14 protein-coding genes are annotated in these 16,055 nt (G+C 42.4%); 9 read left to right on the top strand and 5 right to left on the bottom strand.

The window, feature by feature from the left end; translation table 11 throughout:
• Window positions 1-5: 5 nt before the first annotated feature.
• The 3 genes from BLQ13_RS04195 (at window position 6) to BLQ13_RS04205 (ending at window position 3,490) form a co-directional block, all read left to right on the top strand.
• Entirely contained in the window at window positions 6-797 is a 792-nt protein-coding gene (locus BLQ13_RS04195; RefSeq protein ID WP_090916302.1) for an SDR family NAD(P)-dependent oxidoreductase, read from the top strand.
• A 328-nt stretch (window positions 798-1,125) separates the two neighbouring features.
• Window positions 1,126-1,872: an ABC transporter ATP-binding protein gene (locus BLQ13_RS04200; protein WP_090916304.1), complete on the top strand. Its 747-nt coding sequence runs from the start codon at window positions 1,126-1,128 to the stop codon at window positions 1,870-1,872.
• Window positions 1,856-3,490, top strand: coding sequence for a hypothetical protein (locus tag BLQ13_RS04205; protein ID WP_090916306.1), 1,635 nt, complete (start codon window positions 1,856-1,858; stop codon window positions 3,488-3,490). Before BLQ13_RS04200 ends, BLQ13_RS04205 begins: the two co-directional genes overlap by 17 nt.
• A 91-nt stretch (window positions 3,491-3,581) precedes the next feature.
• Here the strand turns inward: BLQ13_RS04205 and BLQ13_RS04210 are convergent, their stop codons facing one another.
• Entirely contained in the window at window positions 3,582-4,403 is an 822-nt protein-coding gene (locus BLQ13_RS04210; RefSeq protein ID WP_167375636.1) for a MerR family transcriptional regulator, read from the bottom strand.
• Window positions 4,404-4,535: 132 nt separating this feature from the next.
• On the opposite strand from BLQ13_RS04210, the gene BLQ13_RS04215 reads away from it, so the two are divergent.
• Complete coding sequence (locus BLQ13_RS04215; RefSeq protein WP_090916310.1) at window positions 4,536-6,044, top strand: MFS transporter; 1,509 nt, start codon at window positions 4,536-4,538, stop codon at window positions 6,042-6,044.
• 244 nt (window positions 6,045-6,288) lie between these two features.
• Window positions 6,289-6,852 carry a GNAT family N-acetyltransferase gene (locus BLQ13_RS04220; protein ID WP_090916313.1) on the top strand — a complete coding sequence of 188 codons (564 nt, stop codon included), beginning with the start codon at window positions 6,289-6,291 and terminating at the stop codon, window positions 6,850-6,852.
• Here BLQ13_RS04220 and BLQ13_RS04225 read toward each other — a convergent pair.
• Window positions 6,815-7,750: a helix-turn-helix transcriptional regulator gene (locus BLQ13_RS04225; RefSeq protein WP_090916315.1), complete on the bottom strand. Its 936-nt coding sequence runs from the start codon at window positions 7,748-7,750 to the stop codon at window positions 6,815-6,817. The genes BLQ13_RS04220 and BLQ13_RS04225 overlap by 38 nt on opposite strands.
• Before the next feature lie 130 nt (window positions 7,751-7,880).
• Here BLQ13_RS04225 and BLQ13_RS04230 point away from each other — a divergent pair, with 130 nt between their 5' ends.
• From BLQ13_RS04230 to BLQ13_RS04235, 3 genes are all read left to right on the top strand, one after another.
• A complete protein-coding gene (locus tag BLQ13_RS04230) occupies window positions 7,881-10,595 on the top strand; it encodes a glycosyl hydrolase family 95 catalytic domain-containing protein (RefSeq protein ID WP_244159211.1) in 2,715 nt (904 codons plus the stop codon).
• A gap of 145 nt (window positions 10,596-10,740) precedes the next feature.
• Window positions 10,741-10,905 carry a hypothetical protein gene (locus BLQ13_RS28415; RefSeq protein ID WP_167375637.1) on the top strand — a complete coding sequence of 55 codons (165 nt, stop codon included), beginning with the start codon at window positions 10,741-10,743 and terminating at the stop codon, window positions 10,903-10,905.
• A gap of 155 nt (window positions 10,906-11,060) precedes the next feature.
• Window positions 11,061-11,951, top strand: coding sequence for an RCC1 domain-containing protein (locus BLQ13_RS04235; protein WP_090916319.1), 891 nt, complete (start codon window positions 11,061-11,063; stop codon window positions 11,949-11,951).
• An 86-nt stretch (window positions 11,952-12,037) separates the two neighbouring features.
• On the opposite strand, the gene BLQ13_RS04240 is transcribed toward BLQ13_RS04235, so the two are convergent.
• The 3 genes from BLQ13_RS04240 to BLQ13_RS28755 form a co-directional block, all read right to left on the bottom strand.
• On the bottom strand, window positions 12,038-13,579 hold the full coding sequence (locus tag BLQ13_RS04240) for a glycine betaine uptake BCCT transporter (protein WP_090916321.1): 1,542 nt from the start codon (window positions 13,577-13,579) through the stop codon (window positions 12,038-12,040).
• A 237-nt stretch (window positions 13,580-13,816) separates the two neighbouring features.
• Window positions 13,817-15,058 carry a methyl-accepting chemotaxis protein gene (locus BLQ13_RS04245; protein ID WP_244159212.1) on the bottom strand — a complete coding sequence of 414 codons (1,242 nt, stop codon included), beginning with the start codon at window positions 15,056-15,058 and terminating at the stop codon, window positions 13,817-13,819.
• Window positions 15,015-15,356 (bottom strand): hypothetical protein, encoded by a 342-nt coding sequence (locus tag BLQ13_RS28755; protein ID WP_244159213.1) that lies wholly within the window; start codon window positions 15,354-15,356, stop codon window positions 15,015-15,017. Before BLQ13_RS28755 ends, BLQ13_RS04245 begins: the two co-directional genes overlap by 44 nt.
• A 306-nt stretch (window positions 15,357-15,662) precedes the next feature.
• On the opposite strand from BLQ13_RS28755, the gene BLQ13_RS04250 reads away from it, so the two are divergent.
• On the top strand, window positions 15,663-16,001 hold the full coding sequence (locus tag BLQ13_RS04250; RefSeq protein ID WP_244159214.1) for a CPCC family cysteine-rich protein: 339 nt from the start codon (window positions 15,663-15,665) through the stop codon (window positions 15,999-16,001).
• Window positions 16,002-16,055 lie beyond the last annotated feature (54 nt).

Raw genomic sequence — 16,055 nt, forward strand, 5'->3', positions numbered from 1 at the left:
GGTTTATGGATATGGGATTAAATAATAAAACAGCATTGGTGACAGGCTCCACCAAAGGAATCGGTAGAGCGATTGCTATGGAGTTAGCCCAAGAAGGTGTCAACGTACTTATCAATGGACGATGTGCTGAAGAGGTAGAACGAGTCGTTCGCGAGATCAAATCTGCCTATCCGAACACTTCTCCTCAAAACGCGGCTGCCGATATCGTCAACGCCGATGAACGTGAAGCTTTGTTCAAAACGTTCCCACAGGTTGATATTTTGATCAACAATGCCGGGATTTACGAAATCATGTCCTATTATGATGTAGACGACGCTGTATGGGAAAAATATATTCAGACAAACGTTCTTTCCGCAAACGCACTGACCAAGTTTTATTTACCAATCATGCTGGACAGCGGCTTCGGAAGGGTCATCTTTATCGCGAGTGAAGAAGCTGTGATGCCTGGACATATGCCGCAATATGCTGTAACCAAATCCATGCTACTCTCTTTATCGAAGAGTCTAAGCCAATTGACAAAAGGTACGGAAGTAACGGTCAATACGATCATGCCTGGACCAACCCTTTCGGAGAATGTAGAGCAGATCATAGAGAGTGTCATCCAGGATGAGAGTCTGACCTTTGATGAGAAAGAACAAAAGTTCATGGCGGCCAATCTTCCCCAATCCGAGTTGCAGCGTTTCATCAGACCAAGCGAGATCGGAAGACTAGCAACATTTGTATGCAGCCCTTATGCAGCGCCATTTAAAGGTTCACCGATTCGTATGGATGGGGGACTGGTTCCAACCATTTACTAATGAAGTTACAGCCATAAGTGGTTTACATGGACAGGAACTAGTAATTCAATAACTTGCATAAGCGGACTATCATTCAATAGTTCGTTTTCTTTTATTTGCAGATACAACAAGGAATATTATAAATCAAGATCGAATACAAGATTAAGTAATTGTCTAATTTCCCAAGATTAGCTATTGGGTTCCATTAAGACGATTTACCTTCTAAAGGGATGTGAATGGCTATCCTTTTATGAAAATAACTTGAAGGGATTGATAAGTATGAAAACTAAACAATTAATCAATTTGTATATGAACGAAAATAATGGCTTTGGAAGCGAGGAGTTAATCAATGAAACTGGTATTGCAGAATGTAAGGAAGACTTTTGGTGAGAAACACGTATTAAGTGATTTAAATTTTCAGTTCGAGAAGGGAAAAATCTATGGCCTGCTTGGACGAAATGGTGCTGGAAAAACCACATTATTCAATTGTCTGGGTGGCGAGATTCAGACGGATAGCGGCACAATGGAACTTATTAACGAATCAACATCGCGTCACTTGGAAATCGATGATGTAGGCTACGTTTATTCTCTACCCATGTTACCTGAATTTCTGACGGGATATGAGTTTGTACGATTTTTTATAGATGTTAACGTTGATGTAATCGAAGGGCGAGGAAATGACATCGATGGCTTATTCGACATGATGCACATGACATTAGAAGACCGCCACAAACTCATTAAACAGTATTCGCACGGAATGAAAAATAAAGTTCAAATGATGTTGTTCTTACTGATGAAACCCGCAGTGATTCTCCTGGACGAACCTTTGACTTCCTTTGACGTCATCGTGGCGAGCGAGATGAAACAACTGCTGCGTGATATAAAAAAGGATCATATCCTCATTTTCTCAACCCATATCTTACAACTGGCAACGGATCTGTGTGACGAATTAGTTATACTAAATCATGGGAGTTTGACTCGGATTTCACCTGACATTCTCACTCAACCCGACTTTGAAGCACAAATAATTGAGTTATTGCGACATGAAGGCGAAGAGGGTAGCCAGAAGGAGAATTCCGATGCAGGGAATCTTTAATACGGTTTCTCTCATGTGGCAGTTGCAGGTGATCACGCTAGTCAACCGTTTAATATATTTACTACAAAGGTTACCGGTCGTAGGCATTTTAATTCGTGATCAAACGTATACTGCTTTCCGGGCGAAACGCACATTAGGTGCAATCGCAGTTATTTTGATGTTCGGTGCGGGTTTAATAGAGAGCTTACTCTACTTCTTGGGAATGCTCGTACTGCCTATCCTTATATGGACGGAAGGTCATTTTACAGAGCAATTTACGCTTGTTCTTCATATGTATTTTTGCATTAGTGGCGTGATGGGTGCAATAACGAGTGCAAAAGTGCTGGAAACAAATAAGATGAAGTATACTGCAATCAAGCTTATGCGAATAGCACCAAGTCGATATATGCGAGCTATACTGTTTCACAGGTATACCACATTTTTCTTGTATCAAGGGATAGCCTTTACACTGGTCTCCTTATTTTTCAATTTTTCGATCAGCCATGTATTGCTGGTCGTCTTAATCATGACTTGTTGGAGAGTCTTATGCGAATTTTTACATTTGGCAATATTTCAGCAGAAAGGCATTGTTCTCATACAGAAAACGTGGGCTACGAGTTTAACAATGTTAATCGCACTTGCTCTCGCTTACCTTCCTTTAACCCAATGGAGCATTCCTTTATTTGGGGCTGCAATATTGGATCAACGATGGTTTGTGACCATCATCGTGTTGTCAGGGACTGTCGCTGGGTATGCTTTGCTCAAATATACGGATTATGCCGCTGTAGTGCGAGCAGTAACAACCTATGCTGATCCTTTGTTAAACAAAGAAATCATGATCGCTGATCTTCAACAACGAATGATCCAGTCGAAGGGGAGCGGTCCTAGCCAGCCTTCATCCACTAACCTCGATGTCATTGAGCAGAGCGTCCAGAGCACCGTAAACAAAAAGGGATACGAGCAGATGCATGAATTATTTGTTAAGAGGCACTCTAATCTCCTCCGCGCACCGTTCCACAGACGTTTAATCGCTATTGTGATCATTGGTTTATTATTATCTTGCTTGGCATTCATTTTTAAAGATCATATTTCGCTGTATGAGGCTGAAAGATTTACGCCTTTACTCATTCTAGCCATGCTAAGTCTGACGGTAGGTAGTCAAATCTGCAAAATGTTATTCTATCATTGCGATATACCACTTATGCGTTATGCATTTTACCGTAAGGATGCGAAACAGCATTCCCTTTTGAGGTTTAAATATATATTAAGCACCAATTTAAAATTAGGCTTGTGTTTTGCGGCTGTCATAAGTGTGTCTGTACTCATATTAAGTGAGGGACGGAATATAGATTCACTTCTTGCTATCTGGATTTTAATCATTACGCTGGCTGTTTTTTTCTCAGTACATCATCTATTGTTGTATTATGTGCTCCAGCCTTACACAGCCGAGTTGGATACGAATCATCCTCTTTTTACAATCGTGAACAGTCTGATCTCATTAGGTATTGTTGTCGCGATCATTCTAGGTCCTGCACTCTGGTTGTTAACTGCTACCATAATCGTGTTGACTGTAGGTTATCTATTCAGTGCTGTACCTCTTGTCAGCAAATATGCTCATCACCATTTTAGAGTCAAATGAGAGTGAACATATTAAACGTTTAACATTAATCCTCCCTTTTAAAAAGAAGGGGGGATTTTGTTATTCATCTGGCATGCAAATGAGGAAGAGATCAATGTGATACCTGAACAAATATCCTTATTTTATAGTCGTCTGGATTCTTTTCTGTCCAATAGGTGTGCAGTTCCAATGCATATACATCTCCGCTTATATACATTCCTTTACGTGCAATGAAATTTTTAATGATAGAATACGTTTGTGGCATGCTATCGTATGATCCTTTGTGATCTATAACTGCATATAAACCTGCAGGTTTGATCAACATCTTTTCTTCAGGAATGGAGGTCTTTATTTGGTTTGCTATGTATTCAGGATAATAGCCCCCGGATTCAAATCGGTCTTTACTTATAATCGTCCAAATCGCAAATTCATGATCGATATAGTGTGTTTCACAAAAGTCTCGATGTTCGGTTAATTTTTTGGCAAACTCCTTATCACCATCACCTGCATCCAGTTGGGTCGTTATAAAATATTCCTCTAGGCATTCAAGAATCATTGGTGCGTTTCGTAACTCTACTGTTGCTTTCTCTGTCATCTTGATGGCACTTGTCAAAATATTTTGCATCTGAGTAATTCTACGTTGTTCTCTTTCCAACTCCACCTGTTTTTCTTTTAACATATTGATTAATAGAGGCGTATTTTGCTTCTGGAGAAACACCTTGATTTCCTCTAGTGAACTCCCGGCTTTTTTGAGCACCATAATCAAATCAAGTACAAGACATTGTTGAACGGAATAATAACGGTAGCCTTTAGAATTGACAAATTCAGGTTTTAACAGTCCAATATCATCATAATGAAAAAGGGTATGTTTAGTCACTCCGCAAGTTTTAGCTAGTTCACTGGTTGTGAAATATTCGTTTGATATATTCGACATTTTTCTATCCTCCATGCCTCTATAGCTATGTATTAAATTCGCTGAAATTGTTTGTTGACTATAGGGTTACCCTATACATTATAGTTCAATATGTTAAAAGTTTAAAATAATTCGTACGGAGGAAGATTACTTATGTCAACATTCAAACGCTGGATGATTTTAATCATTGTATCCAGTGCACTCTTACTCATCGTCATGGATATGACCATTCTTTACACGGCTATGCCAACGTTAACACATGAATTAGGTGCGACTGCTTCACAAAAATTATGGATATTAAATGGTTACTCCCTTGTTATGGCGGGTTTGCTTCCCGCAATGGGGACATTAGGAGACCGCCTGGGTTATAAACGGGTTTTCTTAATCGGTTTGATTATATTTTCAATCGCCTCACTTACTGCGGCTTTTGCTCCCAACCCCTATGTTTTGATCGCGGCAAGGGTACTTCTTGCTGTTGGAGCATCGATTATGATGCCTGCTACCATGGCAATCGTCAGAGTTACTTTTACAGATCCGCGTGAGTTAGGCTTGGCTATTGGCATTTGGGGTGCTGTTGCCTCAGGAGGTGCAGGACTTGGACCCATTGTAGGTGGACTTCTTCTCGAGTATTTCTCATGGGGATCTGTATTCTTAATTAATTTACCCATCGCAATTCTAGCATTTGTACTAACCATATTGCTTGTTCCTAAACATGAAGGGAATAGAAGTAAAAAATTTGACTTCACCAGTTCAATCCAAATTATGATTGCCTTGGTGACTCTAATTTATGCGATCAAGGAGTTTACTCGCCGCGAAGGTTCGGTAACTTTTGCAGTAATCGGAGCTGCTGTCGGCATTGTGGCACTTGTTATCTTTATACGTCGTCAAAACAGAAGTTCTGACCCACTTATTGACCTTTCATTATTTAAGATACCTCTGTTTACCACAGGATTTATTACGGCATTGGTAGGTTTATTTGCTATGACGGGAATCCAATATATTGTGACGCAACGGCTTCAATTAATAGAAGGTTTCAGCCCACTACTAGCCGGAGTATATACGTTAACGATCCCTTTTGCATCTGTCATTGCAGCCCCAGTGACCGGAATGCTCTTGAATCGCTTCAATGTTATTTATATCAAGAGTGCTGTTCTATTCCTTACAGCAGCCGGATTGGGAATCTATCTTGTACAATTGGATTCGGGCATTGCTGGGCAGGTATTAGGACTAGCCATTTTTGGAGTAGGCTTAGGTGGCGGGATGACGGTAGCTTCTCATTCTATAATGAGCAGTGCTCCGTATGAAAAGGCAGGTATGGCTGCATCGATGGAAAGTGTGGGATATGAAGTTGGTGGAGCTACAGGAATAGCCATAATCGGCAGTCTATCAGGTCTTGTGTACACATTAACCATGAAAATCCCAACAGGATTGACTGTTCCAGTAAATGTGAAAGATAGTTTGGATGAAGCTTTAATCGTAGCAGAAGGGCTGCCTGGAACAGCCTCGGAAACATTGAAACAGGCCGCGCGATTTGCGTTTGATCAGTCCTTTTCCGCTGTTATTGTAGCCATTATTGTGTTACTGGTAGTTGCTTCATTAAGCATGTTATGGATTGGATCACGATCAATAAAAAAAGTAGAAGAACCGCGGCACTTGGGATAAGGTGCGGGGGGGGGGGAACATATTCTGAATGCTGTTCAGAAACGTAATATGTAAGTAAAAACCTGTGCGAGCAGGTTTAAGGCGGGGAGCGTTCTTCCACTCCCATTGAAGTCGCTTTAATAGCGGCTTCTTTGTTTTGATCAGGATAAGCTGACTTCGTTTTATAAATAGTATAATTAATAGGACTCACTGTTGATCAAAAACATGAGACAGGAATTGTGATAACCATCTGGAGGCGATAAAAGTGCTGGAATTAGAGTTTACGACGATAGAGACCTGGGATGATGCTTTGTGGGCGCGGATGGAGCGGATCTATCGAGAGGCTTTTCCATATGGCGCCAAGACAAAAGTGATTCTGCGCAGTATGCTGGATCGGGGGATTGGTTATTTACACATGGGGGTTCATCAGGGGGATGTAGTTGCTATGGCGGTTACTGGGCTAGTGGGAAAGGGTGAAGATTCTCTCCTGATCATCGACTATCTCGCGGTTGAACAGAAGTTGCGTGGGTCGGGTATAGGGACATGGATGCTGAAACAGCTTAGAGATTGGGGAATAAGGGAACATGGGATCAATGGCATGATTATCGAGGCGGAGTCCGGGACAACGGAGGCTCATCTGGAACGTGTTCAGTTTTGGCAACGGAACGGATTTGTCCTGACCTCCTATGTTCATCAATATAGCATGGTGCCAGAACCGTATCAGGCAATGATGTTGCCACTGGGTAGAAGCAAGCATGTGCCTGATGATGGTAAAGCACTATTTCGTTATATCAATGCTTTTCATAGGGTTGCTTATCGGAAGAGCTAGACGCAGTCAAGGTTATACGATTCTCACTGCGATATTTAGAGGGAGACTGGTTATAATATTTTTTAAACGAATGACTGAATCGTTCCGGTGTTGAAAAGCCTGCCGCGATCGCTACCTCCCGAATCGGCAAATCGGTCGTCAGCAGAAGCTGTGCTGTAGCCTCCATACGCGCTTGCCATTTTTTGTCCTGAAATGACATTCCGTATTGCTTCCGCACGGTCCGTTCTGTCTGCCTTGTACTTAATCCAATTTTGTCCGCAAGCTGTTTCAGTGTTATGGATTGATAATCATATAAGAAACTGTTTTCAATGGTCACAAGCCTGCTATCGTTGAGTGTTTTAACTGGTGCATTTAGCACATTAGGACCTTGGTGATAGTGTCTGATTGTTCGAGCTACAATTATCTCAAGTATGTTCGATGTCATTTGATGAAAACCTATATGTTTGAGTGACACCTCCCGAGCAAGCATCTCAAATAAAGTCATCATGTTTTCCTGATCGGGACCGATCCAGAAAGGCGTATCCAGTAGCCACCTAGAGAGAAGCCCTTTTCTCGGAAGATCTCTTGTGTTTTGTTTCAGTTGAAGTGGTCCCGTAATAATCTCGAAGAAAATACAATACTCAGCCATGGGGTCTGTTTGATCTGGAATTTGCTCATGCTCGACCTCAGGGCCAGTCATAAACAACGTGCCGGGCGTTAAGGAATAATGCTGGCCGTCGGCAATAAGAAGCCCTTTACCGCTCGGAATATAATGAAGCTCATAGCTTCCATGACTGTGGCTGTGTTTGGGCATCGTTTGATGAAAATAACCGAATTTTACATAAAGTACGTTAAGGACAAGGTCATCGAGTTTTAACTTGATATCCATATCATCAATATCTATCGGGGGTAGATTCATGGTCTATTCTCCTCTGTCATAATGCGACATCATGAACGGAACTTGGTCGGCTCTTGTGATAACACAACTCCATTGCTCATCTCTATAATTATATCTATGAATCCAAGATTGGGAAACGGGGGAGAAGAAGTTGGGAAAAACGAAAACGCGAACTAATCTGTACGATAGAGGCAATTACGCTCTGCATTATACCGAAATACCCGCTTTAAATCCGGGTCATGCCTGGAGAGATGGCATGGTGAGTGGTAATGGAAGAAACGGCTATATCACGTCAGGTTCACCGTATTCCGACAGCTTTATTTTTCAACATATGTGGTTCAATTTCCCTTCCGCTGACCCCAGAGAGATACCACCAGAATTGACTAGTCAATTGCAGGAAGCCAGACAAAATGTATTTGAACAGAATGACCAATGGAAAATCAAACACAACAATGGTAAGACCCGTGTAAGAACATTCTATTACAGTTACCATCCAGGTCATCAGCTTCGCTTGAACATGGTGAACAGAGGACAAGTTGCAGATTATGAACGTTGGACGAACTATGAAACGGCTGAAACGGGCGTAAAATATCGTGACAACGATGGCCTGTGGGTACGAACTTCGTTTACATCCAGAATTGATGACGTGTCCATCACGAAGCTGGAGCATTCGAATCTTGGCAAAAAAATAAATATGGTGTTGCAGCTTGATGATATTTCACATATGGACGGAGCGCATAATGGGATGTCCGAAGTTCATGCACTTCGATACAAAAAACTGGTGGATCCCGAAGCCCGTTATCTTGCTCAAGTGGCCCACTATCCATCTTATGCAGGCAGTGAGTTGTGCCATGGAGGATATGCAGGTGTCACTCAAGTTATTGTAGTTAATGGTACGAAGGAACGTATTGTGCTGGAAGATACCCACGAGGAGATGAATGTAGGACTTGAACGGAACCCTGCAATTCAGATTAAAGAAGCCGATGCCGTATTTCTGATCACAACTTCGGGACGAACTCATGAGATGGGCAGTATAGAGAACTTTGCCGACTGCTCAAGCTACTTCCTTGTAGATGAGTTGTTACAGCACACCCAGTCGGTCGTGGAGAAGTATAGTCATGCGCAATGTGCATTTGATTATGAACAGGCACTTTCATTACATGCAGCATGGCATTCCCGTGAATTTAACGCTGTACGTTTTGCTCTCGGTGGTGATGAGGAACACAAAGATGTGGATAATCTGAAACTCATCGAACTGCAACGGGCATCCCCAAACCGAATTAATCATGCTTTTATGGAACAGGTCTATAACCAGGGGCGGTATGCTATGATCTGTTGCAGCGGAAGCAGTGCACCTCGCTTATACGGAATGTGGACAGGCGAGTGGAATCCGGGATGGAGAGGCATTTACACACTTGATGCGAACGTGAACCTGCAGGTCGCAGCCATGAATACGGGGAGTCTGACACAAGCTCAGCTTGGGTACATCTCATTTTTTCTCAGAAATGCCCCGGATTTCGAAGCTAATGCCCGTATGGCCTATGGCATGCATGATGCGATTCAGGTAAGTGTTAACTCGGACGGAGATCGTGCTATGCATGTCGAATATGATAACGACTATCCTTTTGAATATTGGAATGCCGGCGCGAGCTGGTGTTTACTTCCTATTTTTGAATACTGGCAATGTTTCGGCAATCGGGATATTCCCATAGTAGAGGACATGAACATTGATCGTCTGCAACCGCTGTTATCTGTCAATGATAACGGCTTATCTGATGAGGCATTTGTAAGTTTGAAAGAACGCGGTACGCTGAATCTGCTTCAAGATATTTTGCTACCGCTGCTCACCAAACAGGCTAACTTCTGGGAGCAAATCTGTACACCTGAGTATTTCACAGATGTTGCGGGACAATCACGTTATGAACCAGGCAAACAATCATTACTTGCCGGAGAGCGTTATATGATTATTCCTACGTACTCTCCTGAAAATCACCCAATCGGTTATAACAGCACCATCACCGCTAACGCTACGATGGATATTTCTGCAGCACGGGATGGATTAAACATGGTTATTCAGGCGGAGATGGCTTTAAAGCGCCCCGGATATGACAAAGCGGTAGGCAAGTGGAACAAGTTGCTGGAACAGTTACCAGCATATCGTTACGATGAAGATGGTGCGCTCTGCGAATGGGCCATGGCCGAGTATATTGAAAACAACAATCACCGGCATTTGAGTCATTTATATGCTGCCTGGCCTGCGTATGAAACCCACAGTGATGCTGACCTCGCATCGGCTTCTGCTGTAGCTCTGGCAAACAGAGACCAGTTTAACACAACGGATGCCACAGCAGGACATGGCTGGATGCATAAAGCACTCGTACATGCACGCTTGAAAAATGCAGATGGTGTCCTTCATTCACTTCTGCCGATGATGATCGAAGGGGGTTATTATGATTCTTTAATGACTGATCATGATACCAACCGTAGAAATCATTGTTATTGTACGGACACAGCTTTTGGTGTAGTTGCTACGGTACAGGAAGCACTGCTCTATTCCAACACGGGAGAGATTGAAGTGTTGCCTGCACTTTCTTCAGACTGGATATCGGGTCACATCGAAGGGCTAATGGCAAGAACACAAGTGAGAGTAAGCCGTTTGTCATGGGATCAATCCGTGGGGATAACAAGCGTAGTTTTGTCCTCACTTATTCAAGATAACACCATTCGACTAAGTTTGGGTTTGCCATGGACAACCGCGCTGGTCGATGGAGTAGAGGTACAAGTTCACATGCATGGCAAGCAGAAATATGTGAACTTAACACTGCAAGAAAATCAGGAGACTTCAATCGTTTTTAGTACGGCATAGATATAGATTCAGTAGAAACTGACTTTCTTTGAGCATCGTAAAATCCTTTTACAAATATTATCAGTAGGTTATAATACAATCACTAGATGAAATTACCCAAAAATAAAGTGAAATATTGTTATTCTTCAGTGAAGGAGGTATTGTTATGGTCAAGAAAAAACTTTCCACTGCCGTGAGTGCAACTTTAATCATTTCTATGTTAGCTGCTGGTGTAATCGTTGCGATCCAAGGTAAAACAACGGAGTTAGAGGTGGCTAAAACAGCAGGGGATAAAAAGGTTGAAGTTATCAAAGGAATTGAAAACAACTGATACAACAGTCACTAGAATCAAAAGACTGCAACATGATAGAATTTTGATAACATAATGAATGGATTAACCTCAGAATAGGTATATCATCTGAGGTTTTTTTATTAGTGCAAATATTCTGCTTGAAAATCGCAGGTTTTCAATTGGTGGAGGGCGATATGGACTACAATTCAGGAGAGCACGCATGGTTTGACACGAAACAACTTAGAAACTCTACTATAGCTGCGGGTCGTCGTCATACCGTCGGTCTTCGATCAGACGGTACAGTGACAGCAGTTGGTGATAATAAATACGGACAATGTAACGTAAGTGATTGGACCCACATCGTCGCAGTTGATGCTGGCAATGTTCATATGGCTACGAACACGGGCAATGCCCACACCGTTGGTCTTAGATCTGATGGTACGGTAGTAGCTACAGGTTGGAATAAACATGAGCAATGCAATGTAAGCGAATGGCGCGATATGGTTTCCGTTTCAGCAGGCTGGTGTCGTACTGTCGGGGTTAAGTCAGATGGAACTGTGGTTGCTGTGGGGAGAAATAACGAAGGGGAGTGCAACGTTAACTGCTGGCGCGATATTGTAGCGGTCACGACAGGGGACTGGCATACAGTCGGCCTCAAATTAGACGGTACAGTAATAGCCGTTGGTAACAATAAGTATGGACAATGTAACGTTAATGACTGGAGCGACATATTAACTATATCCGCCGGGTATCTTCATACGGTTGGGCTTCGATCGGATGGTACGGTAGTAGCTGTGGGTAGGAATAAGGAAGGTGAATGTGACGTAAGCGGATGGCGTGATATTGTAGCTATTGTAGCAGGAAGTTATCATACGGTAGGTCTAAAATCGGACGGTACAGTCATTGCTGTGGGTTCGAATAAACATCAGCAATGCGTTGTAAGTGAATGGCAAGATATTAGAGCTATTTCAGCGGGATGTACCCATACCATAGCACTGAAATCAGATGGTACGATGGTTGCTGTGGGTGATAATGATTATGGACAATGTGATGTAATCGAATGGAGTAACATCATGAATAAATAAAAGGACACCCACACAAAAGTGAGTGTCCTTTCTTTCTGTAGAGATTGTATACGTTATAGATCAAGAATACATTACCTGCTGGCCATTCAGATCTGCAGGTTTTCCTGTTCTTCCAGCAGTCGTTTCAGTTTTTGGCGCTGTCGTTTTTCCTTCTGACGGCGCTCTCGATCTTCAGCTTGCAGAGCTTTGAGAAGGGACACACACATGCCAATAAGTACAACTGCGAATGGCAGTGCAGCTACAATAGAGGCTGTCTGAAGACCATTCAATCCCCCACTAATCAGCAGTACAACCGCAATAGCTGATTGAAAGATACCCCAGGTTAATTTCACTCTTGCACTCGGGTTCAAATTACCATCTGTGGTTAACATGCCAAGAACAAACGTAGCCGAATCCGCTGACGTAATGAAGAAAATCATGATTAAGATTGTGGCAATGAAAGCTACGATCGTGCCTAAAGGTAGTTGCTCCAACATAAGGAATAGAGCCGTTGTCGTATCTTGCTTGACAGCTTCCGCCAGATTTGCAGCATTAAACAACTCCATGTGAAGACCTGTACCACCAAAGACAGAGAACCAGACAAATCCGAAGAGGCTTGGAATGAGCATCACGTAAATCACGAATTCTTTTACCGTTCTTCCTTTGGATACCCTTGCGATAAAAGTTCCGACAAACGGAGCCCACGCGATCCACCATGCCCAGTAGAATAAAGTCCATGCTCCAATCCAGGTTTCTCTTGAGAACGGCGTTAGTCTCAAGCTCATGTTAACAATATTTTGCAAATAATTACCTAAGGTTGTTGTAAATGTGTCAAAGATAAACGTAGTCGGTCCGGTCACCAATACAAATAACATCAATAGCAAAGCTATAACGAGGTTCGTATTGCTTAGAATTTTAATCCCTCGATCCAGTCCGGAGGTAGCGGAGATTAAATAAAGCACGGTTACTACCGTAATGATGATCACCTGTACCGTCGTGGAGTTAGCGATACCGAATAAGTGATTCAGTCCTCCACCAATCTGCAGTGCACCCAGTCCAAGTGATGTCGCTACACCAAAGATGGTGGAGATGACCGCTAAAATATCGATAGCCTTGCCAAGCCAGCCTGCCGCAAGACGCTCTCCGATCAAAGGGATAAAGGTGGAACTAATCAAGCCTTTATACCCTTTTCGGAACTGGAAGTAAGCAAGCGCTAAGCCGATAACGGTATAGATCGCCCAAGGATGCAGACCCCAGTGGAAGAAGGAATACCGCATGGAAAGCCTTGCTGCCTGAGCGGTTCCGGCTTCAGCTCCTTCCGGTGCAGATAAAAAGTGGGATAGCGGTTCGGCAACTCCCCAGAAAACCAGTCCAATCCCCATACCAGCGCTAAAAAGCATGGACAGCCAGGAAACCGTAGAATATTCCGGTTCATCATCGTCATCCCCCAGTCTGATATTTCCGAATCGACTGAACGCCAGATAGAAAGCGAAGATCAGGAAGAACAGTGTCGCAAGCAAATAAAACCAGCCAAAATTGTGAATCGAGAAGTTGTAGGCCACGTTAGCCACATCAGCCAGCTGATCAGGAGCAACAGCCCCCCATATTGCAAAGAGTGCAACGATGATAATTGTGATTGTGAATACCATGATGAGACCTCCGTTATGTAAGCTTTAGCCAACTAATCCTTAGTATTGCTAGTCCGGCTTGTAATCATGCGAAAAGCCAGCTGTTGATAATTTAAAACAAACCGCTATGTAATGAAACACTGGCCGGCTGAATTTTAGTTACAGAGAACCGTAACTCAAACTATGAAGTAAAACAAAGTGTCAAAAACTATAAAAAAAAGACCGGCACTTGTTTGATCAAGCATCGGCCTTTACTTATTATTTATCCGTATCACGGATTTCGATTTGAAATTGATCTGAATACGATTTGAGGTTATCGGCAAGGTGGGTTAGATCTCCGGAAATGCCCGATAGTTCATTGGCCGAACGCTGTTGCTCTACAGCACTGGCGGAAACTTCTTCGGACATGGCTGATGTTTCCTCAGTTGCTGAAGCAATGTAACTCAAATGTTGCTCCACCTCTTGGCGAATGGATTGCATATGGATTGTCCGATTTTCCAGACGTTGAGCAAGCTCATGCACTTCAGAGGATAACCGGCTTACCTGTTTGAAGCTTTGAAGACATTCAGCGATCTGTTCTTCCTGCTCCTTGGCAGCCAACATATTTGAATCCAGATGCGTTCCCATATGATGAATTTCTTGAACAAATGAAGTTAGTATCTCATCAATCTCCTGAATCGAACGTTCGGATTCTTGAGCGAGATGTCCCATCTCATTAGCAACAACTCCAAAACCTTTACCCGCTTCACCAACACGGGCTGCTTCGATCGAAGCATTTAAAGATAAAATTTGAGTTTGTTTTAATATGTTGTGAATCTGTCCACTGATGGAAGATGCAAGTTCCGAGCGTGTCGTCAACGACTTGGAAATATTCTGTTGATCCTCAACAAGTTTGGCGTTCTCACGACCCTTTTCTAGCAGAACTTCATGTTGGCGTGTCACTTGTATTTGCAATGCAGATAACTGATCGGAAGTACGGGTGAACTGTTCCACATAAGAACCTACTTCATTCATAATACTGCCCAGATTTTCAGAATGTTGGACGGAGTGTTCTGTCTCTTCAGCTTGTTTCATGGAGCCTATGGCAATTTCCTCGATGGCTCTGGAAAGCTCTTCAGACTGACGCTGATTGGTAAGAGATGTTTTGGCAATATTTTTAGAAGCCTGTTGCAGTGTAGAAGAACCTTGTTGTATTCCCTTCATAATATTCGTTAGTTGCACAACCATAGTATTAATTAGGTTACTGATGTCCCCGAGTTGATCGTTTGTCATCTGAGTGGATACAACCCGGAGATTTCCGGAAGAGACCTGTTCCAGGCTTGACTTAATGTCAGATACTTGACGAAGGATTCCTCTTACGACAAGCCACATGATGATGAACGATAAAATTAAAACCACTGCAAAAATCGGGATAACTTTACCATACGTATTATTCAACGTTATTGCAGAGACGCCTTCAACTTCTGCTGCAGACTGATGTTTTATTATACATATAAACATAAAGGGCTCCCGATTGAAGGCGAGCCTTAACAAGCTGTTCTCTAAGTATTTTGTATTCAGAGCTTTCCTCCGAACCTGAAGTGTATAAGGAGTTGATTAATGCCGATTCCTTACCCATCTCAGAAGCGATGTTCACTGCAAGCTTCTGGTTGTTATGCTGCATTGTCATTAAGGATGAATTTTCACTGGAGTAGTTCGTGGCCCACAGAATCAGACCGCCAATAGTCAGTAGTGGGACAAGGATGATCAAATATAGTTTTAACCTTAAATCCATTCTTTTGTTGCGCGTGTGTTTCATGTTCTGTTCCCCCTCGGAAGTAAATAAAGCATAAGGCTATATGTATAGCTCCATACTCTTTATCGTAAAAATGACGAGGGAACTGTAGACTGATTCATAATTTAGTTGCATCCGCTCATGTTTTTAGGAGAATGATACTGCATAATAGAATCAAGCGTTTCTCCCAATGTTATTGAATTCCTGGGGAATTGATGAATATGACCCTGAATTTCATTTTTTTCCAAATATTTGCAGGATGAACTGCTTAGTTCAGATGAACCAACAAATGATATAATGCACATTCGTTACAAGGAATTGTTATTTAAGGTGTCTGAAGGCAGTTTCTATGGAAAACCTAACGAATATTTATCTAAACTCCTCTCAGAAATAGCAGGGAGCGATATTGAGGTTGAAGGCCGCGTGGAGCAATTATTAGCTTGTCCTTGTTGTAATTATGAAACCTTGGAACAGAGAGGAGAATATGATATTTGTCCAGTTTGTTTCTGGGAGGATGATGGTAACAATGATCCAAGCAGGTACAGTGGACCTAATCACATGACATTGTCAGAAGGCAAAAGTAATTACGAAAAGTACGGAGCATGCTCAGAAGGAGAAGCTGATTTCGTAAGTTCTAATCGATATGAAATCTACAAAAAGGCTGATTAAGAAATAAGGCCTTTTGTTTGGAGTACTGTTAAAGAACTGACCCCTAACGGCCAT

The organism is Paenibacillus polysaccharolyticus, from assembly GCF_900102085.1.
GTDB classification, from domain to species: Bacteria; Bacillota; Bacilli; order Paenibacillales; family Paenibacillaceae; genus Paenibacillus; species Paenibacillus polysaccharolyticus.